The sequence below is a fragment of the Halorubrum sp. SD683 genome (assembly GCF_002135045.1).
Classification (GTDB): Archaea; Halobacteriota; Halobacteria; order Halobacteriales; family Haloferacaceae; genus Halorubrum; species Halorubrum ezzemoulense.
In genome coordinates, this window is the sequence record NZ_NEWJ01000001.1 from 308,537 (window position 1) to 332,095 (window position 23,559).

General features: G+C 69.1%; 27 protein-coding genes. 11 read left to right on the top strand and 16 right to left on the bottom strand.

All coding sequences use genetic code 11. From position 1 onward, the window contains the following. Positions 1-32: 32 nt before the first annotated feature. Positions 33-1,202, top strand: coding sequence for a dipeptidase (locus tag B9G49_RS01550; RefSeq protein ID WP_086215155.1), 1,170 nt, complete (start codon positions 33-35; stop codon positions 1,200-1,202). Positions 1,203-1,454: 252 nt separating this feature from the next. On the opposite strand, the gene rdfA (B9G49_RS01555) is transcribed toward B9G49_RS01550, so the two are convergent. From rdfA (B9G49_RS01555) to B9G49_RS01590, 8 genes are all read right to left on the bottom strand, one after another. Then, positions 1,455-2,042: a rod-determining factor RdfA gene (rdfA, locus tag B9G49_RS01555; RefSeq protein WP_086215156.1), complete on the bottom strand. Its 588-nt coding sequence runs from the start codon at positions 2,040-2,042 to the stop codon at positions 1,455-1,457. 39 nt (positions 2,043-2,081) lie between these two features. Continuing rightward, positions 2,082-2,576, bottom strand: a complete 495-nt coding sequence (locus B9G49_RS01560) for an Lrp/AsnC family transcriptional regulator (RefSeq protein ID WP_086215157.1) — start codon at positions 2,574-2,576, stop codon at positions 2,082-2,084. 95 nt (positions 2,577-2,671) lie between these two features. Next, the gene (locus B9G49_RS01565) at positions 2,672-4,612 is read right to left on the bottom strand and encodes an archaea-specific SMC-related protein (protein ID WP_086215158.1); all 1,941 of its coding nucleotides are present in this window, start codon (positions 4,610-4,612) and stop codon (positions 2,672-2,674) included. Between the two features lie 58 nt (positions 4,613-4,670). Continuing rightward, positions 4,671-5,291: a rod-determining factor RdfA gene (gene rdfA, locus B9G49_RS01570; protein WP_086215159.1), complete on the bottom strand. Its 621-nt coding sequence runs from the start codon at positions 5,289-5,291 to the stop codon at positions 4,671-4,673. A 249-nt stretch (positions 5,292-5,540) separates the two neighbouring features. After that, a complete protein-coding gene (locus tag B9G49_RS01575) occupies positions 5,541-6,761 on the bottom strand; it encodes a PQQ-binding-like beta-propeller repeat protein (protein ID WP_086215160.1) in 1,221 nt (406 codons plus the stop codon). Between the two features lie 62 nt (positions 6,762-6,823). Beyond that, positions 6,824-7,165 carry a hypothetical protein gene (locus B9G49_RS01580; RefSeq protein ID WP_086215161.1) on the bottom strand — a complete coding sequence of 114 codons (342 nt, stop codon included), beginning with the start codon at positions 7,163-7,165 and terminating at the stop codon, positions 6,824-6,826. Next, positions 7,162-8,028: a ParA family protein gene (locus B9G49_RS01585; RefSeq protein WP_086215162.1), complete on the bottom strand. Its 867-nt coding sequence runs from the start codon at positions 8,026-8,028 to the stop codon at positions 7,162-7,164. The genes B9G49_RS01580 and B9G49_RS01585 overlap by 4 nt, the downstream gene beginning before the upstream one ends. A 282-nt stretch (positions 8,029-8,310) precedes the next feature. Further along, positions 8,311-8,721, bottom strand: coding sequence for a MarR family winged helix-turn-helix transcriptional regulator (locus B9G49_RS01590; RefSeq protein ID WP_086215163.1), 411 nt, complete (start codon positions 8,719-8,721; stop codon positions 8,311-8,313). Between the two features lie 125 nt (positions 8,722-8,846). Here B9G49_RS01590 and B9G49_RS01595 point away from each other — a divergent pair, with 125 nt between their 5' ends. Next, positions 8,847-9,395, top strand: coding sequence for a hypothetical protein (locus B9G49_RS01595; RefSeq protein ID WP_086215164.1), 549 nt, complete (start codon positions 8,847-8,849; stop codon positions 9,393-9,395). 35 nt (positions 9,396-9,430) lie between these two features. Here the strand turns inward: B9G49_RS01595 and B9G49_RS01600 are convergent, their stop codons facing one another. Next, complete coding sequence (locus tag B9G49_RS01600; RefSeq protein ID WP_086215165.1) at positions 9,431-11,815, bottom strand: cation-translocating P-type ATPase; 2,385 nt, start codon at positions 11,813-11,815, stop codon at positions 9,431-9,433. Positions 11,816-11,937: 122 nt separating this feature from the next. Between B9G49_RS01600 and B9G49_RS01605 the strand changes: the two genes are divergently transcribed. Continuing rightward, positions 11,938-12,726 carry a sulfite exporter TauE/SafE family protein gene (locus B9G49_RS01605; protein WP_086215166.1) on the top strand — a complete coding sequence of 263 codons (789 nt, stop codon included), beginning with the start codon at positions 11,938-11,940 and terminating at the stop codon, positions 12,724-12,726. A gap of 121 nt (positions 12,727-12,847) precedes the next feature. Here B9G49_RS01605 and B9G49_RS01610 read toward each other — a convergent pair whose 3' ends face one another. Further along, a complete protein-coding gene (locus B9G49_RS01610) occupies positions 12,848-14,083 on the bottom strand; it encodes a PQQ-binding-like beta-propeller repeat protein (RefSeq protein ID WP_086215167.1) in 1,236 nt (411 codons plus the stop codon). A 161-nt stretch (positions 14,084-14,244) separates the two neighbouring features. Between B9G49_RS01610 and B9G49_RS01615 the strand changes: the two genes are divergently transcribed. Beyond that, positions 14,245-15,633: a hypothetical protein gene (locus tag B9G49_RS01615; protein ID WP_086215168.1), complete on the top strand. Its 1,389-nt coding sequence runs from the start codon at positions 14,245-14,247 to the stop codon at positions 15,631-15,633. Here the strand turns inward: B9G49_RS01615 and B9G49_RS01620 are convergent. From B9G49_RS01620 to B9G49_RS01630, 3 genes are all read right to left on the bottom strand, one after another. Then, positions 15,630-16,346 carry a helix-turn-helix domain-containing protein gene (locus B9G49_RS01620; RefSeq protein WP_086215169.1) on the bottom strand — a complete coding sequence of 239 codons (717 nt, stop codon included), beginning with the start codon at positions 16,344-16,346 and terminating at the stop codon, positions 15,630-15,632. The genes B9G49_RS01615 and B9G49_RS01620 overlap by 4 nt on opposite strands. 80 nt (positions 16,347-16,426) lie before the next feature. Beyond that, positions 16,427-16,714, bottom strand: coding sequence for a hypothetical protein (locus tag B9G49_RS01625; RefSeq protein WP_086215170.1), 288 nt, complete (start codon positions 16,712-16,714; stop codon positions 16,427-16,429). 67 nt (positions 16,715-16,781) lie between these two features. Continuing rightward, complete coding sequence (locus B9G49_RS01630; protein WP_086215171.1) at positions 16,782-17,543, bottom strand: hypothetical protein; 762 nt, start codon at positions 17,541-17,543, stop codon at positions 16,782-16,784. A 336-nt stretch (positions 17,544-17,879) separates the two neighbouring features. Between B9G49_RS01630 and B9G49_RS01635 the strand changes: the two genes are divergently transcribed. The 4 genes from B9G49_RS01635 to B9G49_RS01650 all read left to right on the top strand — a co-directional run bounded on the left by B9G49_RS01635 (position 17,880) and on the right by B9G49_RS01650 (position 20,014). Continuing rightward, the gene (locus tag B9G49_RS01635) at positions 17,880-18,800 is read left to right on the top strand and encodes a hypothetical protein (protein ID WP_143414670.1); all 921 of its coding nucleotides are present in this window, start codon (positions 17,880-17,882) and stop codon (positions 18,798-18,800) included. A gap of 128 nt (positions 18,801-18,928) precedes the next feature. Then, positions 18,929-19,306, top strand: a complete 378-nt coding sequence (locus B9G49_RS01640) for a hypothetical protein (protein WP_086215173.1) — start codon at positions 18,929-18,931, stop codon at positions 19,304-19,306. 48 nt (positions 19,307-19,354) lie between these two features. Then, positions 19,355-19,666, top strand: a complete 312-nt coding sequence (locus tag B9G49_RS01645) for a DUF433 domain-containing protein (RefSeq protein ID WP_086215174.1) — start codon at positions 19,355-19,357, stop codon at positions 19,664-19,666. A gap of 3 nt (positions 19,667-19,669) precedes the next feature. Then, on the top strand, positions 19,670-20,014 hold the full coding sequence (locus B9G49_RS01650) for a DUF5615 family PIN-like protein (RefSeq protein ID WP_086215175.1): 345 nt from the start codon (positions 19,670-19,672) through the stop codon (positions 20,012-20,014). A gap of 36 nt (positions 20,015-20,050) precedes the next feature. Here the strand turns inward: B9G49_RS01650 and B9G49_RS01655 are convergent, their stop codons facing one another. Beyond that, on the bottom strand, positions 20,051-20,578 hold the full coding sequence (locus B9G49_RS01655; RefSeq protein ID WP_086215176.1) for a TspO/MBR family protein: 528 nt from the start codon (positions 20,576-20,578) through the stop codon (positions 20,051-20,053). An 89-nt stretch (positions 20,579-20,667) separates the two neighbouring features. On the opposite strand from B9G49_RS01655, the gene glmU reads away from it, so the two are divergent. Then, a complete protein-coding gene (glmU, locus tag B9G49_RS01660) occupies positions 20,668-21,903 on the top strand; it encodes a bifunctional sugar-1-phosphate nucleotidylyltransferase/acetyltransferase (RefSeq protein ID WP_086215177.1) in 1,236 nt (411 codons plus the stop codon). 4 nt (positions 21,904-21,907) lie between these two features. Here the strand turns inward: glmU and B9G49_RS01665 are convergent, their stop codons facing one another. After that, positions 21,908-22,195, bottom strand: coding sequence for a HalOD1 output domain-containing protein (locus B9G49_RS01665; RefSeq protein WP_158093592.1), 288 nt, complete (start codon positions 22,193-22,195; stop codon positions 21,908-21,910). A gap of 242 nt (positions 22,196-22,437) precedes the next feature. Here B9G49_RS01665 and B9G49_RS16455 point away from each other — a divergent pair, with 242 nt between their 5' ends. Both B9G49_RS16455 and B9G49_RS01670 read left to right on the top strand, forming a co-directional pair. Then, the gene (locus tag B9G49_RS16455) at positions 22,438-22,599 is read left to right on the top strand and encodes a hypothetical protein (RefSeq protein WP_158093593.1); all 162 of its coding nucleotides are present in this window, start codon (positions 22,438-22,440) and stop codon (positions 22,597-22,599) included. 190 nt (positions 22,600-22,789) lie between these two features. Further along, complete coding sequence (locus B9G49_RS01670) at positions 22,790-23,080, top strand: PadR family transcriptional regulator (RefSeq protein ID WP_086215178.1); 291 nt, start codon at positions 22,790-22,792, stop codon at positions 23,078-23,080. 164 nt (positions 23,081-23,244) lie between these two features. On the opposite strand, the gene B9G49_RS01675 is transcribed toward B9G49_RS01670, so the two are convergent. Then, positions 23,245-23,529, bottom strand: coding sequence for a winged helix-turn-helix domain-containing protein (locus B9G49_RS01675; protein WP_086215209.1), 285 nt, complete (start codon positions 23,527-23,529; stop codon positions 23,245-23,247). Between the last annotated feature and the right edge of the window lie 30 nt (positions 23,530-23,559).

Here is a 23,559-nt window from a genome sequence, read left to right on the forward strand (position 1 = left end):
GGCTAAGTAGCGGTCCGGCCCCTGTGCGGAGTATGGGTGCAGACAAGCAGTTCGACGGGTACCAGCCGTACGACTACCTCGACGCCGGCGAGGACTACCGAGGGTTCGAGCTCGCCGAGAAGACGGCGTTCGAACCCCGAGCGATCGAGCTCACCGACGAACAGGCGGCCCGCGTCGACGAGCTCACCGACGACGTCGTGCTCTCGCTGCACGATCACGCGTTCCAGTTCCCCGCGGATATCGACGCCGACCTGTTCGACTACATTCGCGAGGGTCGTATCCACACCGCCTACGAGTTCCTCGCGGAGACCAGCCTCGACGCCGTCTTCGACATGCAACTGGACGGGCTCTCCTCGGTCCACTCGCTGCACGGCTGGAAGTGGGACGACATCACTCACGAGGTCAGCATGCGGGCCTGTGACCTGATGCACTCCGATTACGCGTTCCAGTGCCGGGGCGTCGACGACATCCACCGCGCCCGGGAGGAGGGCAAACTCGCGGTCGTCCAGTGCGTCGAGTCGGCGGCGATGATCGAGAACGAGCTCGACCGGATCGAGCAGCTGTACGGGATGGGCGTGCGCTCGATGGGGATCACCTACAACACCTCGAACGCGCTGGGCACCGGCGGCGGCGACATCCGCGAGCGCGACGGCGGGCTCACTGGGTTCGGCGCTCGCGCGATCGGCCGGATGAACGACGTGGGGATGGCGATCTCGGTCAGCCACGCGAGCCCGCAGACCTCCCTCGACACCTGTGACGTAAGCGAGAAGCCCGTTTTCGACACCCACGCGCTCGCACAGGGTGCGGGGATGGGCGCTCGCGGCACCGCCGACGAGGTGTTCGAGGCGATCGCCGACACCGGCGGCGTCGTCGGCCTGCTCTCCTCGACGCACCTGCCCGACATCGAGACGTACATGGAGCACTTCCAGTACGTCGTCGACCTGATCGGGATCGACCACGTCGCGTTCGGGCCGGACGTGCTGTACGGCGACCACACCGAACTGCTCCGGGTGCTGTCGTCGTACCACGGGATGGAACTGCCCGACTCCACGCTCGAGAGCGAGTACGTCGACGGGCTCGAGAACCCCACGGAGGCCTGGCAGAACATCCCGCGCTGGCTGGTCGCCAACGGGTACGACGACGACGAGATCCGGAAGGTGCTCGGCGGCAACGTGCTCCGCGCGCTCGACCAGGTCTGGTAACGCCGCGCCGTTCCGTTTCTCCCGTCTCCCTCCGCCAACGGCGGCGCCTCCGGTTCGACACCGTTCGCCAGGGAATCTCCCGAGCGGCGGTCCCATCCCTCCACCGACAAAGGTTCGCTATCCGATGGTTTGAAGAGAACAATCATCCGCCCATTGAGCGATGAGGGAAACGCCCATACCCGTTTTAGAACTGCTGTGGCATCCGGAAAATGCCAATCACCGACGCGGAAAACGTGTGATTGGTTCTCACAGTCACGCGTCGCGACAGCCACAGACCGTGCCGGCCGCGAGCGCCTCGTCGATCGGGGTGGTCGCGCCGCAGGCCCCACAGCGGACGTGGATGGTCACCGCGGGCTCGACGTCGCCGCCCGCAGAGAGTTTCCCCTTGTTCACCAGCGAGCGAACGGCGTCGGCGGCCTCCGACGCCGCGTACGCTTCCAAGTCAGCCAGCCGGTCCGCCTCCCACTCCACGGGGGGTGACGGGTCGCGCTCCTCGTCGAGGCAGTCGCGGAGGTGGGTCCGGACCACGCTGTAGGAGACGAAGTCGTCCGTGAGGGCGTCGACGGCGACGCCCTCCTGTCGGAGGAGCCGTTGGACCGCGTCGGCGGTCGCCTCGCCCGTCAGTCGCTCGTAGCGCGAGCGGGCCTCGCCGCCGCCGGTCGGGAGGCCGACACGCTCCATCTCGCGGCGCAACAGCGTGACGTTCAGCCAGTCGGCGAGCCGCCGATACCCCATGCGCTCGTCCCCCTCTCCGTGCCAGCGCGCGACGAGTTCGTCGTCGAGGTGGCCGGCGTCCCGTTCGTCGAGCACGCGACACACCTTGCAGCCGTGGTCGGTCATCGCCTCCCGCTACCGGCCGGAGGGAGAAATACCCCCGGCTCAGTCGTCGCCCTCGCGGAGCCCCTGGCGGTAGTAGTCCTCCAGATCGCTCCGGCGGTCCGTGACGACGATGAAGTCGATCCGGGCCACGCAGTCGTACCCGCGGATCTCCGACACCATCTCCTCGACGTCGGCCAGCGTGGGGGCCATCCCGACGCCGTAGATGTCGTACGTGCCGATCCCCTTGGTGACGTGCCAGAACGGCAGGTCCGCGATGCGGTCGAACGCCTCCTGCTTGTCGCCGGGGCCGTCGGTCGCCCGGACGGAGATCCGGACGATCTCCCACGCCAGCCGCTCGGGGTCGAGCAGGAAGAACGGTGTCGTCGCCGCCATCAGATCCGTCACCCGCCGGCGGACCCCCTCGGCGCTCATCTCGTACCCCTCCTCGGCGAGCCGTCGGGAGAGCTTCTGGTAGGACATCCGCGGGTCCTCCGAGAGGATCACCAGGATCTGGGTGTCGATCGCGTCGAACGCGTCGAACGGCGATTCGCTCATACCCTTCCTGCCGGCGCGGGGGGTGTTAACAGTATCGTCGGACCGGCGGTACAGAGGTGGCGTGTCGGGCCGGGGTGGGTGGAAGGCGGCGGCGATCAGATCTCGCTGACTCGCTCGTGGCCGTCGTCGAGTTCGGCGGCGTCCTCCGGCAGGAGCGCGACCACGAGGTACTGCGCGTGGGTCGCGAAGTAGTCGACCAGCGCCGCGATGCGCGCGGAGTCGATCGCCTCCAGCGAGTCCAGCAGCACGAACGGCACCGTCTCCGACACGTCGTGGACCAAGTAGCCCGCGAGCGCGAACACCAGCCCCGTCACCTCCCGCTCGCTCTCCGAGAGGTGGTCGACGGTGTCCTCGTAGGCGGCGCCGGAGTCGGTCGTGCGGACGACGTGGAGCTCGAAGGCGCGTTCCGTCTCCTTCCGGCGGCCCTTCCGGACCTCCTGCTCGACGCGCTCGATCCAGATCCGGTCGAGGTTGTCGTAGTCGAGCAGCCCCAGCACCGACGCCATGTGGTCGTTGAACGAGTCGACGGCCTCGCGCTCGATCCGATCGATGCGCGTTCGAAGCTGTTCGATCCGCTCGTTCGCCTCGTCGAGCTCGTCCCGAACTTCCTCCTCCTCGCCGATGCGCTCCTCGGCGTCGGCGATCTCGGCCTCGACGTCCTCCAGATCGGTCTCCAGCCGGCCGAGCTCGTACTCCAGCTCGTTCGCGGTTTTGTGGAGCTCGAGCACGTCGCCGTACTCCTCCTCCTCGAGCTCGTCGACTGCGGCCTCGACGCGCTCGATCTCCCCGGTCAGTGACTCCCGACGGTCCCGGAGCTCCTCGACGGTCGCCTCGGTCGCCTCGATCTCGTCGTCGAGCTCGCCCAGCCGGCGCTCGAGCCGTTCGCGCTCGCGCTGCGTGCGCTCGATCTCGCGTTTCTCGGACTGGAGCTCCTCGATCTCGTCCTCCAGCCGGTCGACCTCGCCGACTTTCGACTGGCTGTGTTCGCGCAGCTGCTCGACGGTCGACTCGATCTGCCCGGGCTCGACCGCGGTGCCGCAGGTCCAGCAGGTGACGCTGTCGTCGACCAGCTTGTCCGTCACGCTCTCGTCCCCGCTGCCGGCCAGCTCAGCCGGGACCGCCGCCCCGTCGTCGTCGAGCATCCCCTCGTTGAACCGGATCACGCTCTGGAGCTCGTTCACCTGGGACTCGAGCTCCCCCTTCCGTTCCCGGAGCTCACGGAGCCGGGAGTCGATCCCGTCGGCGTCCGCGTCCGGGTCGTCCGCCAGCGCCTCGAGCTCGGACTCACACTCCCGGCGTTCGGTCTCCAGCGCCGCGAGGCTCTCCTGTTCGGTCTCGAGCTCGTACCGAACGTCGTCGAGCTGGGCCCGCTTCTCGCGGAGCTCGGCGAGCCGGTCCTCCAGCTCGGACTGCTCCTCGCGCCGCGCCGCGACGTCGCCGTCGGCCGCGTCGAGTTCGGCCTCGGTCTCCTCGAGTTCGGCTTTCGTCGCCTCGATCTCCTCACGGAGCGTCTCGCGGCGGTCCTCCAGCTCCCGGAGCTCCCCCTTCCGGTCGTCGATCGCGTCGAGCTCCGTCTCGAGCGTCTCCCGGCGGTCCTGCAGCCGGTCGATCTCGGCCTCGATCTCGTCGGTGTCGACCGGGCGCATGATCAGCTCCCGGAGATCCGCGTTCGTCGCGACCGCGCGCCGTGCCTCGTTCGACTCCAGCAGGAACGCGAACAGCTCCGCGAGCGCCGGATCGTCGAGGTACGGCTCGCCGGCGCGCTCGACGCCGCCGTCGCGTCGCCTGAACGTTCGGGTGTACGTCTCCTCGCCCAGTTCGAGCGTGGCCTCGGCCTCGTCGGCGTCGCCCTTCATCGCGACGTTTCCGCTCCCGAGCGCGGCCATCACCGCCTGGAGGAACGAGGTCCGGTTCGTCGCGTTCCGCCCGACGAGGATCGTCACGCCGGGCTCGAACGTGACTTCCGTCTCCTCGATCCCCCCGATGTTTCTGGCGTGGATCGTCGCCGCAGGTGCCGACGCCTGTTGTCGTTGCATAGGCGTGCTGTCAGCGCGGCTCGTATAAACATGTCGGCTGTCGAACCGGGCCGGCCGTTCACGCGTCGCAGTCACAGCCGCCGCGGTCGAGCAGCGTCTCGACGTCGTACTGCGCACCGCAGTCCTCACACAGTACGTTCACCTCGACGAGCGTCCGGAACGATCCCAGCTCGATCTCGTCGTTTCGCCGGAGCTGCTCCAGTTTGCTGTCGGTGACCGTCCGGACGCGTCCCTTGAGCCGTCCGATCTGCTCCTTCCCCGACTCGGCGCGGTCCCCCGCGTCCGCGTCGTACGACGCGCCGCGGTCGCTCTTGAGGAACGTCCGGATCGCCTGGTACGTGACGAACTCCTCCTGAAGTCGGTCGACGTCGACCCCCTCCCGTCGGAGCTGGCGTTCGGTCCGGGTCCGGTCGGCGCCGCTGACGTCGCCGCCCGTCAACAGCCGGTAGGTGTTGTCGACTTCCCCGTCGAGGAGCTGCATCCCCGCCTCGGCCATCGCGGTTCGGAGGAGTTCACGGTTGAACTCGTCGGCGAGATCGCGGAGGCTCATCCGTTCGTCGCCGTCGGCCGTCCAGCGACGCTCGAGCCGGTCGCCGATCCCGTCGAGCTCGTGCTCCTCGATCAGCTGTACTACCTTGCCCCGTCGGCCTGCCCCGTTCGACGTTCCGGAGTCGCTCACTACCTCACCCTACGCCCCCGGCGATATAGGCTTACGGATCGACACGTAACACACGTACGGTTGTTAGGGTGAACTCGGTCACCCTGCTAGGACCCGAACTTCCGACCCCCTGTACCGGACCTGATAAATCCTATATTGCGATACTCAAATCCACGGCCGGGGAGCCTCCCGCGTTCGCAAACGCTATGGGTCGTTCCCCGGAACCTCGGAACCGTCCCACGCCCCGGCGCGAGAGACGACTGGAGACAGCTACCCCGCCGCAGGAACGTCCCCGAGGGCGGCCAGGGCGTCGATGCTGCTGGTCGCGAAGAACACCGCGCCGTCGGCGAGTATCGGCGGGATCGTCAGCGAGTGGAACCCGTCCAACGGGTAGCTCCACCGCACGTTCCCCGTCTCGCGGTCGAACGCGGTGATCGTCTCGCGGTGGTCGGAAACGTACTCGGAGCCGTCCACCGCGGCAACCACCGTCCCGTCCCCGACGCAGATCCCTCGGGGGGACACCCCACCGTCGTGCAGCGTCCGCGTCGTTCCGGTCTCCACGTCGACCGCGAGGATTCGCTCGTCGGTCTCCACGAACGCCGTGCCGCCGTCCGCGGCGACCGTCGTCACCGTCTCCCCGTCCTCGAACGGGCGGAGCGCACTGTCTCTGTCCCCCGTCTCCGGGTCGTGGACGCCGAGCGTGTTCCCGTCCGCGACGAGGACGCCGCGGTCGGTCGCCACCGGCGCCGCGTCCGTCGACGGCTCCTCGAGCGCCGTCGTCCAGCGTGTCGTTCCGTCGTTGAGGGCGAACGCTGCGAGGCTTTCGGTACCGTCGATACGCCCGATCGTGTAGACGGCTCCGTCGTGAATCGCGGGCGTGACGAACTGGCGCGTTATCTCGGCCGTCTCCCAGTCGGGTTCGCCGTCCGCGACCCGGAACGCCTCGAGCCCGTCCCGACGCGGGAGCAGGACCGTTCCCGACGCGTCGTCCACGGCGAGCAGTTCCGGGGCGTACCCGGACCTGCCGTCCGTCCGTTCGAGCGGGCGTCGCCAGCGGACGTCACCGTTCCGTCGGTCGAGGGCGACGAGTTCCCGCTCGTGTGCCACGACGAAGCGCCCGTCGACGAGGGCTCTCCCGTGGTCACCCGCCCCATCGAGTGTCGTTCGCCACTGTTCGCTGCCGTCCCGTGCGTCGAGAGCGAGCGCGCTCCCGTCGTTGCTGGGGTCGAAGTTCGTGGTGTAGACGGTGCCGTCGGCGATCACTGGCGTCCACCGTGTGAACGCCGCCGAGGTCCACGCCAGGTTCCCCCGCGGCGGTGCGGAGACGGCCGACGCGAACGTGTTGGCGCCGTCGGCCCCGTGCTGTGTCCAAGACCCCTCGGGAACGTCCGGCAACGGTGTGTCCGCCCTGCCCGACCGAAGAAGCGACAGGCAGCCCGAGACCGCCGCCGTACCGGTACAAACCGTCGCCAGAAGCGTCCGTCGGTCCATAGTTCAGGGTCGGGCGGTCACGACTAAAGCGTGGGCTCCGCCTCGCACGGTCTGCAACACGCTCACTCCTGCCGCTGGGCTTCGAGTTCCCCGGCGATCTCCTCGGGATGCTCCATCGCGACCCGCAGCACTGCCTCGTGGAGCTCTCGGCCCGTTTCGTTGCGGATCTCCCGCTCGCGGAGGTGGCGGCGAACGTCGATGTCGAGGAAGTCCTCGAACGCCTCGTGGGTCGACTTCCGGGGGTAGATCTGGGCCTGGACCGCCTCGTCGAACGGGAACGCCGGCTCGTCGACGCCGTCGTCGTCGGCCGAGGCCGCGTCGGAGTCCGACTCGTCGTCCGCCTCGGGCTCGTCCGTCGTTGCCCCCTCCTTGCCGGCCTCGTTCAGGTCGTCGAACCCCGTCATCGGTCGATCCCTCCCTGTTCGACGATCTCTGCCAGCTCCGCGTAGTTCTCCAACTGGTCACAGCTCCCGTCGTAGTCCCGGACCGGGAGCGCGGCGTCGTGGGCGGCGTCGATCGCGCCCCGGAAGCGGATCCCGGGGAGCTCACCCTCGTACTCGCCGGCGTCGATCGCGTCCCACTCCTCGTCGGTGATCCGGGCGTAGGAGGGGACGATGTCGTCGGCGATGTCGAGGGAGTTGAGCTGTTCGAGCAGCCCGCGGTCGCGGGTGTCCTGGTCGATCCGGCCGTTCAGCGCGGTCGGCGTCACCGCGAGGATGTCGAGTTCGAAGTACTCGCGGGCGTCCTCGACCAGCCGCTGGATCGTGTTCGAGAGGCCGGAGTCGTAGCCGCTCTCGGGTTTGAGTGGGATGATGATGTTGCGAGTGGCGTACATCGCGTTGTCGTTGAGTTTGCCGCGGTTCGCCGGGCAGTCGACGACGACGTACTCGTACTCGTCGCCGAGCAGCGGGTCGACGAGGTGTTTCCGGAGTCGGGCGCTCCCCATCGTCGCGTTCCGGAGCTCGTTCTCGACGGACTCCAGTTCGGTGTGGGCCGGGAACAGGTCCAGCCCGTCGACGACGTTCACCGCGTACTGGGTCGGCTCCTCGCCGTCGATCAGCACGCGCTGGGCGTGGTTGGTGTCGCTCGTGTACGCGTCCTCGAAGCCGAGCTGTCTGGTCATGTGCCCGTTGTCGTCGAGGTCGACGACGAGGGCGCTGTCGTTCCGGTGGGCGAGCTCGCGTGCGGTGTTGATCGCGGTGGTGGTCTTCCCGAACCCCCCCTTCAACACCCCGACGCTGACCGCCCGCGGTTCCGTGTCGGTCATGGCTGTGGATGAGGCGGCGACGGTCGCTAACACACCTAAGGTGGCTAAGGTAGCTAAGTCGAATTGCGCGACCGGTAACGCGCCCCTACCGTAGCTACCTCAGGTGACTACTCCGCCGTGGTCGGCCCCATATCGTGTACACGCTGCGGTTGTGGGGACTTGAATCTGCCTATCGCAGCTACCCGAGCCGAGGTAGGTACCTCAGCTACCTCAGCTACCTTAGGCTACGGTCGGCGGCCGTCGACGGGGTCGTGACCGACGTTCGCTGCCGTCGCCGCCGAACTACGCCTCGGGGCGAGGGGCGTTCTCGTACTTGACCATCTTCTCGGGCTTGTCGCCGATGCTCTCGTAGATCCGCCGGAGCGTCTCCTCGGCCGCGAGAACGTTGTGATCTTCGAGGAACTCGCGGCCCTCGTCGGTGAGCCCGTAGAACTTCCAGGGGTACCCCTGGCGACGCCGATCGTCGTCCAGCGCGACCGCCTCGACGATCCCGGCGTCGATCAGCTTCTGGACGTGTTTGTACACGGTCGCGTCGCTGACGGTGGGGTTCAGCGCCTCGAGTTCGTACATCGAGGGGAGCTGATCGGGATGCTGGAGGATGTTGGTGAGGATCGCGAACCGGGTCTGCTGGGTGACGAAGTGGAGGAGCTCCCGGCTCTCTCCACCGCCGCCGGCGTCGAGGTCGGTGCTCATGGGCGTCCGTACACGCCCGAGACGGAAGTAGTTTACTCTGGAGTAAATCACTCTGGAGTAACTTCCGCTCGCTCGCCGGTCCCGCACCGTACGAACCATATCCCCCCGCGACGACAGGGAGCCGTATGGCCGACGAGGAGTCGCCCGTTCCAGAGGAGGTTCTCACCAGCGCGACCGAGCGCCTCGACGAAGCGGAGATCACGCTGGCGGACAACGAGGAAATCCTCCACGCGCTGAGCGAACTGACCCCCGTCTACGAGACCGAGCAGTCGTACTTCGTACTGGGCAACTACGACCGCGAGCCGATCCGGCGGCTGAACCGCGTGGTCGACCGGCTCAACCGCCGGCAGGACGCCTACGCGTTCCGAATGGTCGATATCCGCGGCGAGTGGGACAACAGCATCCAGAAGTTCTGCTTGATCGCCGACGTCGTCACGTACCTCGTCGGCGTCGCGGAGAAGGAGCCGAGCGACTTCCTCGTCGAACAGGGACTGCTCGTCGGGACGAACGAGTACTTCGAGAAGAGCCACGTCCTCAAACGCGAGTACGAGGACGAGGAACACCCGTTCGGCTGGATGCAGGACGGCGTCTTCGAACTGTTCGCGGAAGCGGACCGACTGTACCGCTGGCAAACGGAGGAAGAACTGGTCGACGCGGCGGCCGAACTTCCCTGAGCCCCGATTCAGTGCTCTCGTGGGAGCGAGTGCGCCTACTCCTCGAGCAGCGGGCGCGAAGAGTTCGTCACGACCAGCAGGCTGCTCGCGGCCATCGCGACCGCGGCGAACAGGGGATTGAGCAGCCCCGTCAGCGCCAGCGGGATCGCGATCCCGTTGTAGCAGAACGCCCAGCCGATGTTCTGTTTCACGCGCGTCCCGGTCGCCCGCGAGAGGTCGAACACCGTCTCCACCGAGCCCAGGTCGTCGTCGACGATCGCCACGTCGGCGGCGTCGACCGCAATGGCGGTGCCGCTGCCCAGCGCGATCCCGATGTCGGCGCTGGCCAGCGCGGGCCCGTCGTTGGTGCCGTCGCCGACCATCGCGAGCGTCCGCCCCGCGCCGAGGCGGCGGACCGTCTCCGCCTTCCCCTCCGGCGGCACGCCGGCGAACACCTGATCGATCGCGGGGTGGTCGCGGAACGTCGCCGTCGCCTCGGACTCGTCGCCGGTGAGCAGCACCACGCTGACCCCGCGATCCGCGAGTCCGGTAACGGTCTCCTCCCAGCCCGGCCGGGGCTGGTCGCCGAGGACGATCACGCCCTCGGCTTCGCCGTCGCGACCGACGAGGATCGGGAGGTCGCCGTTCGAGCGGACCTCGGCTGCGCGATCGCGCAGCTCCTCCGGGACAGCCCAGCCGTACTCGTCGAACAGGTCCGGGTGGCCGACGACGGCTTCCGCGCCGTCGACAGTCCCCGCGACGCCGTTGGCGTGGCTCTCGAACGTCTCGACCGAGTCGTCCGCGCCCGCGAACGCGTCGGCGATTGCGGACGCCACGGGGTGGGAGGAGCGGCGTTCGAGCGCGCCGGCGACCGCGAGCGCGGTCTCGGGGGCGTCCGCCCGTTTGACCTCCAGTTCGCCCGTCGTGAGCGTGCCCGTCTTGTCGAACACCACGGTGTCGACGCCGCGGAACCGCTCGAACACCGTCTCGTCGAACACGACGATGCTCCGCTCGATGGCGTCACGGATGCCGGAGGCGACCGCCAGCGGCGTCGCCAGCCCCAGCGCACACGGACAGGAGACGAGCAGCACGGTCAGCGAGACGAGCACCGCCTGCGTCGGGCCCGCACCGAGCGCGAGGTAGGCGCCCCCCGCGACCGCCGCCAGCAGCACGACGGCGGGGACGAAGATCACCGCCAGCCGGTCGGCGAGCTTCTGGACGCCGCTGTTGGCGCTCTGGAGGTTCCACAGCAGGTTCGTCACGCGGTCGATGCTGCTGGTCGCGCCCTCGCCCACCTCGACGGTGAGCGAGCCGTCCGACAGCACCGCACCGCCGACGACCTCGTCGCCCGGCTCCTTCGAGACGGGGAGGGACTCGCCGGTGACGACCGCCTCGTCGACGGTCCCCTCGCCGTCGACGACGGTGCCGTCGACGGGGATGCGGTCGCCGGTCCGGACGAGCACGTGATCGCCCTCCGAGAGCTGACTCACGTCGACGGTGGTCGTCCCCCCGTCGTCGAGCAGGGTCGCCTCCGACACCTGCTCGTCGCCCAGCTCGGAGAGCATCCCCATCGCGCGCTTCTTGATCGAGGACTCGTAGTAGTTGCCGGCGGTGACGACCACGACGATGGCGACGGTGACGTCGAAGTAGATGTCGATCCGGCCGAGCGCGGCCGCCAGCGTGCTGTACGCGAACGCGCTGATCGCCGCCAGCGCCACCAGCAGGTCCATGTTCGGCGCTCTCGCCCGCAAGCTCACGATCGCGCCCCGGAGGATGGGTTTCCCGACGCCGAACAGCACCAGCGAGGTCAGCAGGAAGAGGACGGCGTAGAAGTACGTCGCGCCCTGGAGCTGGTTGCGGGCCATCTCGGCCAGCCACGGCGGGTAGAGCCCGAAGTGGACGGGGTAGATGTAGACGAAGTACGGGAGCATCACCGCCATCCCGAGCATCACGCCCGCCGCGATCCGCCAGAGCAGCGTCTCCTCGGCGTGGGAACCGGCGGTCGCCTCCTCGCGGTCGTCGGCGACGTAGCCCGCGGTCGTGAGCCGGTCCTCGACCCCGTCCTCGTCGAGGGTCTCGGGGTCGTGGTCGACGCGGACCGTCTCGGTGACGTAGCTCGCTTGCGCGCCGTCGATCCCCGCCGTCTTCCCTGCGACGGACTCAAGGAACGCCTCGCAAGTCGTACAGTGCATCCCGCTGACGTGGAAGTACGATCGCTCGTACCCCTCGGGAGGCTCCTCGTCGAGCGCGGCGTCGTCGGCCGCCGCCTCGCGCACGTCGTCGGCGTCGACCGCTTCGTCGCCGAGCGCGTCGTGGACGTCCCGACAGCCCGTACAGCAGTACACCGCGTCCTCGCCCTCGACACGGCCACGGGAGAGCGGGAGGCCACAGAGCGCACACTCCCCCACCTCGTCGGTCTGTTCGGCCTGCGCGGCCGTCATCGAGCGATCACCCCCCGACGTTCGAGAGTCGGACCAGAACTGAAAACCCCCTCCAGCCCGTAGCACCGGATCGTGACTCGTGACCGACCGTCGCCGACCCGGCAAACCCGCCGAGGTGAGCGATGATTCCGACGCTGCCGGCCCACGTCGGCCCGCTGCCGACCAGCGAGGTCGAGACCGGCGTGTTCCTCGTCGTCGGGCTGCTGGGCGGCGCCCACTGTCTGGGGATGTGCGGCCCGCTGGTGACGATGTACGCCGACCGGATGGAGAGCGAGAGCGAGAACGTGCTCTCGCTGTTCGAGGTGCGCCAGCACGCGCTGTTCAACGCGGGCCGGACAGTTAGCTACGCCGTTATCGGCGCGCTGTTCGGCGCGCTCGGCTCGGTCGTCTTCGGCGCGGCGGACACCGTGACCGCGGTCGGCGACACCGTCCGTGCGGTCTCCGGGCTGGTCGTCGGCGTCCTCATCCTCGTCGTCGGCGCCCGCTACGCCCTCGGCCAGTTCGGCGGCCACGGGCTGTTCGGCGGTGGCGGCGGCTGGTTCGGGAAGGTCTACGGCCGCCTGACTGCCCACGTCGAGGAGTGGGCGAACGGGCCGGGGATCGTCGGCCTCGGGCTCGTCCACGGCCTGCTCCCCTGCCCGATCCTCTACCCCGCCTTCCTCTACGCGTTCGCCCGGGGATCGCCCGCCGTCGGCGCCGTCTCGCTGGCGCTGCTCGGGCTGGGCACGTTCCCGACGCTGTTCCTCTACGGCACCGTGATCCAGTCGATCGGGAACCGCCACCGGGACCGACTCCACCGCGCCCTCGGCGTCGCCTTCCTCGTGATGGGCTGGATGCCGATCGCCCACGGCCTCGAACTGTTTGGGATCTCCATCCCGCACGTCGAGGTGCCGGTGTACTCCCCGTTCTGACGGCGGGGAGCGGTGGGCAGGCGACTCGGCTCCGAACTGATTCACGCCGCCAGTTGGGGCTGGACGCCCCTGTCGGTTCCGGTCCCGGCGTCGAAAACACGGCGAGGGAGCGTGACCACCCTCAGCCGCCGGTCGCTTCCAGCATCACCACTCGCCCGTCGGCGTAGACGACGTGGATCTCCGCCCGCCCGTCGCCGTCGGTGTCCGCGAGCCGCGGGTACGTGTAGATCGGCACGTCGCGCTCGTAGGTGGCCTGCACGTCGCCGGTCGCCGGATCGACGACCGAGACGCGCCCGTCGTTCGTGGGCGCCACCAGTTCGGGCGCCTCGTCGCCGTCGACGTCCCCGAGCACCGGCGGCGGCATCATCTGGACGTCGGCGCCCGTCAGCGTCGTCGTCCACTCGACCTGCCCGGTCTCGGCGTCGACGCTCCGGAGGTCGCCGTCCCGCGCGGTCGCGTACACCTCGGCCGTCCCGTCGTCGTCGGCGTCCGCGAACGCGTGGACCGCGCCGAAGTCGCCGAACGCCTTCCGCCAGCGCACGTCGCCGTCGGCGGCGTCGACGAGCGCGACGGTGCCGTCGGTCATCCCGACCGCGATCCCGGTCCCGTCACCGATCGGTCCGGTAGTCATCCAGTTCACCGAGTCGCCGATCGACCGCGTTCGCCACTCCCGGGAGCCGTTCCCGTCGTACATGACCACGCGCCCCTCGCCGGTGCCGACCCCGACCTCCGCCGCGCCGTCGCCGTCGAAGTCGTCCACGGCGGGCGTCCCCCACGTGTACGTGTCGAGTTCGCGCGACCACAGCTCCGCCCCCTCGTCGTCGAAGACGAACACCGTCCCGCGCACGTCGACGGCGACGATCTCCTTTGCGTCGTCGCCCAGCAGGTCGGCCACGACGGGCTTCGAGTAGCCGTAGCTGGACAGCGGCGCCCGGAACGCGACCGACCCGTTCGCGGCGTCGAGCGAGACGAGCTCCTGTTCGGTCGTCGCGACCAGCACCTCCTGCCGGCCGTCGGCGTCGTAGTCCGAAAGCGCCGGGTTCGCGACCGAGTGGATCGTACAGTTCTGTGGCGGGATCCCGTACTGCCAGTCCGCGGAGCCGTTCTCGCCGTACAGCCCGTACAGCGCGCAGTTCGGCGTGTCGCTACGGCCGCTGATCGGCGCGTACACCATCCCCTCGCCGTCGACGACACCCGCGGCCGCGGCGTGGTGGTTCGACTGGACGTCCCGCCCGGTGTCGCTCACCCACGCCTCCTCGAGCGATCCGCCGCCGCCGTCGAGCGTGAGTGCGATCCCCCCGACCCCGCCGAGCACCACGAGCACGGCCAGGAGGGCGACTCCCGTGGCTGTCCGCATCGTTCGTCTCTACTTCGATCCGAGGGATAAACGCTCCCGTCCGCCCCTGGCTTTCGACGTTCGTACTACTCGGGTCCGACCACGGAGCCCTGCCGAGACGGTCGAAACCACGTCCCGACTACGGGGGAGTTTTTGCCCCACGGGACGGAGGGGCCGGCACGATGGGTCCCGCGCCGTCCCGGCGTTCGCTGGCGGGCGTCTGGCTGCTCGCACTCGGCGTCGCTCCCGTTCGGGCGAGCGCCCACGCGATCACGGGGTCGCGGTTCGACGCGCCGATCCCGCTCCCGTTCCTGCTGCTCGGTGCGGGGGCGACCGTCGCGCTGACGGCGGCGTGGCTGGGATGGACCGACCGTGTGACGCCGCCCACGACCGATCGGACGCTGCTGACGGTGCCGGCGGCGGTCGTCGGGACGCTGCGAACCGCGCTCTCGCTCGGGTTCCTTCTCTGTGTGGTCGCCGCACTCCTGCTCGGCGTCGTCGGGTCGCAGGCGCCCGCGGAGAGCTTCGCGGTCGTGTTCACGTGGGCGGTCTGGTTCCGCGGGCTCGCGATCGTCGCGATCCTCGTCGGGAACCCCTGGGCGCTGCTGTCGCCGTGGCGCACGGTGTACGAGGGGCTCGCGTGGGTCGAGGGCGACACCGTCTCGCTGCTCTCCCGGGAGCCGCCGTTCGGCGCGTGGCCGGCGACGGTCGGCTTCCTCTGTCTGTTCGGCGCCGTCGAGAACCTGACGAACGTCCCGCTGGTGCCGCGGCTGACGAGCGCCGTCCTCGCGGCGTACGCGCTCGCGATGACCGGCGGCGCGGTCCTCTTCGGACCCGCGTGGCTCCGGCGGGCGGACCCGCTGGGTGCGTTCTACCGCCTGTTCGGCACGGTCGCCCCGCTCCGGGTCCGACGCGCCGACTCGGGGTACGCGATCGAGGCACGGTTCCCCTGGACGGGGGCCCTGTCGCCACTGAACGGGCCCGCACTCGTCGTGCTCGCGGTCGCGATGGTGTACGTCGTGAGCTTCGACGGGTTCGCCAACACGGGGGCGTTCCAGACCGTCTTGTTCCGGGTCCGGGAGGCGACCGGCCTCGGGCCGACGGCGCTGCTGGTCGTGTTCGGCGTCGGGTTCGTGGGGTTCCTGGCAACGTTCTGGCTGGGCTGTCGGCTCTCTGACCGCCTCGGCGCCGTCGCGGGCGACGCCGGTGAGGCCCGCCGCGCGTTCGCGCCGACGCTGCTCCCCATCGCGGCGGCGTACGAGATCGCCCACAACTACCCCTACGTGGCCCGGAGTCTCGGGCAGTCGCTCGAGATCGCGCTCGACCCGTTACTGCCGGGTCTGGGACCGATCCGCCCGCTCGGGTGGCTTCCGCTCCCCGCGTTCTGGGGGTCGCAGGTCCTCCTCGTCGTGCTCGGCCACGTCGTCGCGGTCGTCGCCGCCCACTTCGTCGCCGTCCGCCGGTACGGCACCGTCACGGACGCGCGGCGCGCCCACGCACCGCTCGTCGTCCTCATGGTCGGCTACACGGTGCTGTCGCTCTGGATCATCTCCCAACCGGTGCTCGCCTAGAACTGGGGGAGGTCGTCGCCGGGCGGCGCGTCGCCGGCTCCGCCAGTCGTGGACGACCCCGTACCGCCGGCCGGCCGGTCCTCGCCCAACTCCGCGGCCAGCAGGCGGGCGACCCCCCGGCGGATGCGCTGGGAGATCGCGGTGTCGGAGACGTCGAACTCGCGGGCGAGATCCTGGAGCGTCGCCGCCCGCGGCACGGCGAAGTAGCCGCGTTCGAGCGCCGCGGCGAGCGTCTCCCGCTGGAGATCCGTCAGCACGGCCTCGTGCCCCCCTTCGACCGACCACGCGGTCGTGTGGATCCGTTCGACCGTCAGCGGGACGCCGGCCTCGGCACACTCGCGGTAGCAGTCGGCCAGCCGGTCCCGGCTGGGAAAGCGGAGCGAGAACTGCCAGCCGTCGGTGGTGCCGATACCGCGCAGGCAGGCGGCGTCGGTGTTGGACAGCGCGCCGAGCAGCGGGTGGTCGGTCCGCCAGTCGACGCCGACTAGCAGCCCGCCGTTCGACGACGCGAGCAGCTCGGCGCGGGTGACGTCGGGGTCCGCCCGAAGCTGGTCCACGCTGGCGTCCGCCCCCGTCATCCAGAGGTACGGCATCACCCGCGAGTCCAGCGGGACGACCCGCTCGAACGACACGCGAACGTCCGTCCGCGCCGAGAGCGTCGCCGCCAGCCGGAACGCCTCGGCCGACAGCGAGACCCTCGCACAGAGGCTCATGCCCGACGGCTCGGCGACCGGCGCATTAGTTTGGCGGTACCTTCGGCGCCGTTGGCTCGCCCTTCGAGCGCGGCCGCGACTCACTTCGGGCTCGCCACCGGTCCGGGTTCGGCTCGCTCCTCGGGTTTGATCTGTATCCGGCCCTCCGCGTCGGCGACGACCGCCGAGCCGTCGAGCGGGAACAGCTCCGACGCATCCCAGCAGCCAGTGAGCCGCGAGCCGTAGCCGACCACCAGCTCCCGCCGTGGGCGGACGAACGCGGTGCCGTCCTCACAGCGGACGACCTCGCCCACCACGTCGCCGCTGGCGGTGACGACCCGTTTCCCTTCGTCCTCGGGCGTGAACTCGGTCGCGCTTCGAGGGGTCATACCGAAGAAGTTCGCAGCCTCGCTCCGTATTCGCGGGGGTTGGCCATCGAAGGCGTACTTCGCCCCGCTACCCGTCCGTCCTGGGCTCTCGGAGCGCGCCCTCGATCTCGTCGAGATGTTCCATCCCGATCACCGCGACCACACTGCCCTCCCCGCGTGCGCCGTCGAGCAGGTCGGCCATCGCCGCCTCGCGGGCGTCGTCGATCAGCCGAATCGACGCCGGCGGCCGGATCGCCCGGAACAGCGAGTCGCGCCGGTCGAGGTACGCCCGCTCGTCGGCGGCCTGCACGTCGGCCGTGTCCACCAGCGAGCAGTCGTGCACGATCGGCGTGTACACCCGGAGGCGTATCGGCGTGTGATCGGCGAGGACGCCGGCGACGCGACACGCGAGCGCGTGGGCGATCGAGGACCCGAAATCCCGGACGAGCCGGCCGAGCACACGCGGCGACGGCCGTGCCCGGCGGACACGCTCGCCCAGTCGGGCGAGATACCGCCGCGTCGGGAGGTCGATCCCGACGACCGGGGCGTCGGTCGACTGGATGGCGGCGCTCATCTCGCCGCCCAGCCGCGGCGGCCGGTGGCCGTCGGCGGCGTACAGCCCGAACAGCGGCATCGCCAGCGGCGGCAGTTCGACCGCCAGCGTCTCGGGTTCGACCAGCTTTAGCACCCGGATCACCCGCGTGACGCTCGCGGGATGGTCGTGAACGACGCCGACCAACAGCACGGGGTGGCGGCCGCCACCACCCGGCACGCACCGGAGATACCGCTGGTCGAGTCGGGGGTCGTCGGCTGCGGCGAGTTGCTCGGCGACGGCGGCACAGTCGAACACGGGGCCCACTTCACTCTCTCGGGAGCGAGACATAGCGCCCCGGCTTCGAGGACCAACCCGTTCAAGGGCGGTCGCTCCCCGACCGTCGACGGCGAGCCGACCGGGAGTAGGACGATCCATCGGCTCGAAGGGAGGGGTATGTTACTTGATAGACATCTATGTGAGTGTGTGAGCCCGTCACGGTAGTCCCGTATTTCGTCGATCGGTGTTCGTTCCTAATACCTCCTCAACACGGGTTAGAAGCACCGATACTGCTGAATCCGCATTAACTATCGCGTCGGTTTTTCTCTCCCCGGCGAGACACGTTCTCCCGTCCGGGCGACCGGACGTGACACCATGACTGAACGACGACGAGGGCGAGATCGACGCGAACGGGACCGGACAGAACGGCGAGCACGACGGGAGCGAACGCGTTCCCAGCAGCGACAGCAGAATCCGGGGCAACAGAACCCACAGCAGAACCCCCAGAACCCCCAGAACCCCCAGAACCTACAGCAGAACCCCACTCAACAGATCCCGACAGCTGAACACCAGCCGAACCAGCCCCAACAGCAGGCGACAGGACAACAGTTCGAGCAGCCGGCCGGGCAGCTGCCTGTGGGACAGCAGCCGGCAGCCCAGCAGCAGGCCACCCAACAGCCGACGAGCCAGCAGTTCCCCCAGCTAGCCGGGCAGCAGGCACTCACACAGCAGCCGGCGGCGAACACGTACACGCCACAGGCGCCGTTCGCCGTCGGCGTCCCGACCGGGAGCCAGGCGTTCGCGGGGCAGTCCCAGTTCGGCGGCCAGCCCCAGTTCGGCGGCGCCGGCGCTGGCGCGCAGGCGGACCCGAGCGGCACCGCCCCCGCGGCCGGCGGCTACGCGGGCACGGTGCAGCGACAGCTCACCAGCCAGCCCTCGGGGATCTACCCCGAGGCGTTCGTCGACCACCTCTCGGAGGCGGCCCGGGACTGTCTCGACGACTGTATCGACGTGAGCCAGGTCGCGGCCTGGTGTGCGGACCGCTGTATCGAGCAGGGGCCGGAGATGGCCAAGTGCAGCCGGCTCTGTAACGAGGCCGCCACCCTCGGTTCGGTCGCCACGGAGTTCATCGCCCGCGACTCGGTGAACGTCCCGACGGTGATCGAGGCCTACGTCGACACCGCCGAGCGCGCGCTCGACGAACTCGTGAAGTTCGACGCGCCCCACACCAACGAGGCGGAGATGGTGCTCGAACGCTCCATCGACTCCAGCCTCGACATGCTCGACGGGCGGTAGTCGGCCAGCGAGGGCCAGTCGACGCTCGCTGTATCGCGCGTAAACCACCTCCTTCCCGCCGTGTAGCGTCCGCCTTCCGCGTGAACGGTCACGCTGCTTTATGCCGGCGTACGCGCATTAGCGGGGTGATGGCTCCAGACGATTCAGCGGCCGACAGCGGCGCCGACGCCGACGACGTGGCCGAGTCGCCCGACCGAGAGATGGTGGATCGACCGACCGCACACTCCCCCGAACGCCTGGCGGCACGGCTCTCGGACACGGTCCCGTCCCGGCGGGCGTACGGGATGGAGCGGGTCGCCGCGCCCGAGGGAGGTGGGTTACTCACCTCCCGGGAGCGCCAGTACCTGCGACAGGCCGAACGCCTCGATCAGTCCGACCGCGACGCCGTCGAGGAGGTGGTCGCCGAACGCGTCGACGAGTTCGTCGACACCGACTGGCCCGTGATCCGGGAGAACTGTCCGGAAGTGGCTGACGCGTTACGCGAGGAGCTCTGTGGGAGCGACTGAAAACGCGCCGGCAGTACGCTTTTCACCGAATGCGCACAAAGGACGCCTATGAGTGGATCTCTATCGGGAGACGGTGACAGTCCACCGCGGATCGTCCGTTCGGAGGAGTCGGAGATCCACGACGAGCCCCACATCCGCGGCAGTCGGGTGACTGTCCGCCACCTCCACGAACGCGTCGAGGGGCGCGGCTTACGCCCTGAAACCGTCGCCGAGCGACTCAACCTCGACCTCGCCGACGTTTACGAGGCGTTGGCTTACTACCACCGCCACCTCGCTGAGATGCGCGATGTGGAGCAGCGCAGGGAGCGCCTCGCGGAGAAGGCTGAGGAGATGACGACACTCACCCCACCGGAGGAGTAGTCGGTGGCGTATCGACTCCTGCTCGATGAGAACCTCGAGAACGACGTCCGACATCGTTTGGAAAACCTGGGTCACGACGTCGAGCACGTCGATTTTGTCGCGGAGTTAGGTAAGGGGGCGACCGACGAGGAACTCGCGAAACACTCGAGGGAAAGTGACCGTGCGATCGTCACCTACGACGACGACTTCGTCGAGGAGGTCGGACCGGAGCAGTACCGTGCGGTGTTGTTCTTCGAGGATGACGGCGTCTCCGCCAGAGAGGTCACGGAAATCGTCCACCGAATGTCGGAGCTCTACCCGTTCGAGGAAGTCAGGGGGCTACAGAAAGTCGGCCGCGAGTGGCTCTAACCCGAACCCGTCCGATCGAGTCGTCGAGGCCCGTTCTCAGTTCAGCGTCCAGAACCCGTAGTTGAGGTAGGCCGCGAAGGATACCCACAGGAGGTACGGCACCAGCAGCGCGCCCGCGCGGCGGTCGACGCGGGCGAACGTCGAGATCGTCGCCGCGATCAGCAGCCAGAGGAGCACGATCACCACGAGCGCGACCCCGATCCGCTGCAACCCGAAAAACGCCGCCGACCACGCGAGGTTGAGGGCGAACTGCGCGACGAAGGCGATAGCCGCGAGGCGGACTTTCCGTGGCGACTCGTCGGCGCGGCGCCACACCAGCCACGCCGCGACGCCGATCAGCGCGAACAGCGTGGTCCACACGGGGCCGAACACCCAGTTCGGCGGCGCCAGCGCGGGGCGCTCGAGCGTCCCGTACCAGCCCGCGAGCCCCTGAGCGGTGAACACGGCGCCGGAGGCGCCGACGAGCTCGACGACCAGCACCGCGATCCCGAGCGTCAGCAGCGGGCGGTCCCGGGGGAGGCGACGGATGCGGGCGACGACGCTGGGAGCGGGCGCTGAACTCATACCGAACGTTGGGGTCGCTCGGAACTAATACTCTCGGTGCCACGTTTAGCCGCCGTGTTACTTAGGCGCCGGCGCGATGGGAACGGGCCATGCAGACCGTCGTGTTGGCTGCCGGCAAAGGCAGCCGTATGGGCGTGCTGACCGACGAGACGCCGAAACCGTGCCTGCCGGTCGCCGGCCGGCCGCTGGTGAGCCACACCCTCGACGCCGCCGCGGTGGCGGGGGCGTCGCGGTTCGTGGTGGTCGTCGGCTGTGGCGCCGACCAGGTCCGCGGCGTGCTCGGCGACAGCCACGCCGGCGTTCCGATCGACTACTGTCACCAGCCCGAGCAACGGGGCACCGCCGATGCCGTGCTGACCGCGCGTTCGCTGCTCGACGACGGGCCGTTCGTCGTGCTCAACGGCGACGCGTTGTACGACGCGCCGTCGCTCTCTCGGGTGTACGACCACGTCCCCTCCGTCGGCTCCTACGTCGCCGAGGAGCCGAGCCAGTACGGCGTGCTGTCGCTGGCGGGCGACGAGGCCGACGAGAACCGCGCGATCTCGGGCGACGGCGGCGTCGCGGGCCGCGTGCTCGGCGTGACCGAGAAGCCCGACGAGCCGAGCAGCGACCTCGTCAACGCCGGCGCGTACGCGTTCCCCGCGGGCGCAAGCGACGCGCTGGACGACGTCGCGGAGAGCGAGCGCGGCGAGTTCGAGCTCACCGACCTGCTCGGGTCGCTGTGTGCCACCGACCGCGTGAAAGCGGTGCCGTTCTCGCGCTGGATCGACGTGGGGCGACCGTGGGAGCTGCTGGCCGCGAACGAGTGGAAGCTCGGCGAACTCACCCGCGCCGTCGAGGGTGACGTGGCCGACGGCGCGACACTTGAGGGCGACGTGATCGTGGAGTCGGGCGCGACCGTCCACGACGGCGTCACGATCGAGGGGCCGGCGCTGATCCAGTCCGGCGCGACCGTCGGGCCGAACGCGTACGTCCGTGGGGCGACGCTGCTCCGCCCGGGCGCACAGGTCGGCCACGCGGTCGAGATCAAAAACAGCGTGATCGGGCGCGACACCAGCGTCGCCCACCTCTCCTACGTCGGCGACAGCATCCTCGCCCCGGAGGTGAACTTCGGCGCCGGGACGGTCGTGGCGAACCTGCGTCACGACGGCGAGCCGGTCGAGCTGGCGGTGAAAGACGAGCGGCGCTCGACCGGCCGGCGGAAGTTCGGCATCGTCGTCGGCCGCGGGACGAAAACCGGAATCGACACCAGCATCGACGCCGGGGTGACGCTCTCGCCGGGCAGCCGTACGGCTGTCGGGGAATCCGTCACACGCGACCGCTGAGCCGTTACGCCTCCGCGGTCGCCTCGACGTGGAGCTCCTCGTCGGCGACGACCACGACCCGGTAGCCCGCGTAGTCGAACCCGACGGTGAGCCCGGACTCCGGCGGGTCTTCGACGAGCGCCGACAGCGCGTCCGGGTCGATCACCTCGTACAGGCGGGGTTCGACCGCCGTCGGTTCGACACCCTCCCGTTCGGCGACGGCTCCGACGACACGCGACACGACATCGGTATCATCGGACTGCAGTGAGGTGGTTTCTGCTGCGGTGCTGCCGACGTTTCTCTGGCTCGTCATCAGGCCGGATTTGGAAGAACTATATAAAAGCGTTACGACACACTGCACATACTCACGGAGCTTCTGGTGTTCTACCTGATACGTCAGAACCGGGGAACGTATCCCTTCGTCCGCCGCCGGTTTCACGACCGAACCGCAGTGGGGCGACGGGGTCGAACCGCTCGCGAGGCGGGACGTTACACCGGGATTACCAGTCACTATGAATCGTATTACTATGTCCTCTGCAGTGAACGATAGAGGCGATGACGGGGATCAGTGAAGCCGACATGAATCGAATCAACGAGTTCGTCGCGCAAACCAAGTTCGAGCGCAGTCCGGAGCAGCTCTGCCCGAACGAGGAGGAGGACGACGACGAGACCGACGACGCCGCCCGCCGGCCGCAAACGGCGGCGGCGGAGGGGTAGTAGGAACCGGTTCGACGGCGAGTAGTTCCGTGCTATTCTGACGGCGACTGTGGCGACGTTTACGCCGCCACAGTGGGTTCACGGGTCGGGACGGGAGCCCGCCCGACCGAGCGTCGGTCAGCCCGTAAACCGCGGGCTGAGCGGCCCGTTGCTCGATAATAACTATAGTGGCGGCTCCGTTGGCCTGGGTATGGTGGTCCAGGTCCACGAGCTGAGCGGCTTCCAGCGTGACTTGTTGTACGTGATCGCCGGGTTCGATCACCCCTCCGGGCGCACGGTCGCCGACGAGCTCGAGCGGACGCTGGAGTGTGAGATCACTCACGGCCGGCTCTACCCCAACCTGGACGCGCTCGTCGAGGCCGAACTCGTCGAGAAGGGGGAGATAAACCGCCGGACCAACTTCTACACGCTGACGCCCGACGGCGAGGAGGCGCTGCGCCGTCGCCGCCGCTGGGAGGACGAGCTGTACGATCCGACCTAACGCCGGTTACGCCCCGGCGTCGTCGACGAGGTTCGGGCGAGTGAGTCGTTCGACGGCCATCGCGACGACGGCCACGATCAGGAACAGCATCACGCTGAGTAGCTTCCTTCGCATACCTCCCACTACCCGGGGGAGGCGTTTGGTTATACGCTGGTTTCTCCGCGTCACTCCTCCTTCGTCAGCCCTTTCGACTGGATCACCTCCCAGGTCTCGCTTCCCTTGCTCGTGATGCCGTACACGCGTCCCTTCCGGCGGTCCTCGGGGACGAGCAGTTCGACGAGGCCGTGCTCCCGCAGCGAGTTCAGCGCGCGGGAGACGTGGGTCGACGCGATGTCGACGTCGGACGCGATCTGGGTCGGCGTCGCCGGGCTCTCGGCGAGCCGGCCGAGCACCAGCGTCCGGTGGCGGGAGCTGATCACGTGTCCGACGACGTCCCAGTCCGGCGTCATGATCTCCTCCACGAGCCGGCGCTGCGTCCC

Excerpts from the sequence above, each read along its gene's own strand:
- B9G49_RS01550 (WP_086215155.1), top strand. The coding sequence starts at position 33 with ATGGGTGCAGACAAGCAGTTCGACGGGTACCAGCCGTACGACTACCTC.
- rdfA (WP_086215156.1), bottom strand. The coding sequence starts at position 2,042 with ATGACCGACCACGGCTGCAAGGTGTGTCGCGTGCTCGACGAACGGGAC.
- B9G49_RS01560 (WP_086215157.1), bottom strand. The coding sequence starts at position 2,576 with ATGAGCGAATCGCCGTTCGACGCGTTCGACGCGATCGACACCCAGATC.
- B9G49_RS01565 (WP_086215158.1), bottom strand. The coding sequence starts at position 4,612 with ATGCAACGACAACAGGCGTCGGCACCTGCGGCGACGATCCACGCCAGA.
- B9G49_RS01575 (WP_086215160.1), bottom strand. The coding sequence starts at position 6,761 with ATGGACCGACGGACGCTTCTGGCGACGGTTTGTACCGGTACGGCGGCG.
- B9G49_RS01580 (WP_086215161.1), bottom strand. The coding sequence starts at position 7,165 with ATGACGGGGTTCGACGACCTGAACGAGGCCGGCAAGGAGGGGGCAACG.
- B9G49_RS01585 (WP_086215162.1), bottom strand. The coding sequence starts at position 8,028 with ATGACCGACACGGAACCGCGGGCGGTCAGCGTCGGGGTGTTGAAGGGG.
- B9G49_RS01590 (WP_086215163.1), bottom strand. The coding sequence starts at position 8,721 with ATGAGCACCGACCTCGACGCCGGCGGCGGTGGAGAGAGCCGGGAGCTC.
- B9G49_RS01595 (WP_086215164.1), top strand. The coding sequence starts at position 8,847 with ATGGCCGACGAGGAGTCGCCCGTTCCAGAGGAGGTTCTCACCAGCGCG.
- B9G49_RS01600 (WP_086215165.1), bottom strand. The coding sequence starts at position 11,815 with ATGACGGCCGCGCAGGCCGAACAGACCGACGAGGTGGGGGAGTGTGCG.
- B9G49_RS01605 (WP_086215166.1), top strand. The coding sequence starts at position 11,938 with ATGATTCCGACGCTGCCGGCCCACGTCGGCCCGCTGCCGACCAGCGAG.
- B9G49_RS01610 (WP_086215167.1), bottom strand. The coding sequence starts at position 14,083 with ATGCGGACAGCCACGGGAGTCGCCCTCCTGGCCGTGCTCGTGGTGCTC.
- B9G49_RS01615 (WP_086215168.1), top strand. The coding sequence starts at position 14,245 with ATGGGTCCCGCGCCGTCCCGGCGTTCGCTGGCGGGCGTCTGGCTGCTC.
- B9G49_RS01620 (WP_086215169.1), bottom strand. The coding sequence starts at position 16,346 with ATGAGCCTCTGTGCGAGGGTCTCGCTGTCGGCCGAGGCGTTCCGGCTG.
- B9G49_RS01625 (WP_086215170.1), bottom strand. The coding sequence starts at position 16,714 with ATGACCCCTCGAAGCGCGACCGAGTTCACGCCCGAGGACGAAGGGAAA.
- B9G49_RS01635 (WP_143414670.1), top strand. The coding sequence starts at position 17,880 with ATGACTGAACGACGACGAGGGCGAGATCGACGCGAACGGGACCGGACA.
- B9G49_RS01640 (WP_086215173.1), top strand. The coding sequence starts at position 18,929 with ATGGCTCCAGACGATTCAGCGGCCGACAGCGGCGCCGACGCCGACGAC.
- B9G49_RS01645 (WP_086215174.1), top strand. The coding sequence starts at position 19,355 with ATGAGTGGATCTCTATCGGGAGACGGTGACAGTCCACCGCGGATCGTC.
- B9G49_RS01655 (WP_086215176.1), bottom strand. The coding sequence starts at position 20,578 with ATGAGTTCAGCGCCCGCTCCCAGCGTCGTCGCCCGCATCCGTCGCCTC.
- glmU (WP_086215177.1), top strand. The coding sequence starts at position 20,668 with ATGCAGACCGTCGTGTTGGCTGCCGGCAAAGGCAGCCGTATGGGCGTG.
- B9G49_RS01665 (WP_158093592.1), bottom strand. The coding sequence starts at position 22,195 with ATGACGAGCCAGAGAAACGTCGGCAGCACCGCAGCAGAAACCACCTCA.
- B9G49_RS16455 (WP_158093593.1), top strand. The coding sequence starts at position 22,438 with ATGACGGGGATCAGTGAAGCCGACATGAATCGAATCAACGAGTTCGTC.
- B9G49_RS01670 (WP_086215178.1), top strand. The coding sequence starts at position 22,790 with ATGGTGGTCCAGGTCCACGAGCTGAGCGGCTTCCAGCGTGACTTGTTG.
- B9G49_RS01675 (WP_086215209.1), bottom strand. The coding sequence starts at position 23,529 with ATGACGCCGGACTGGGACGTCGTCGGACACGTGATCAGCTCCCGCCAC.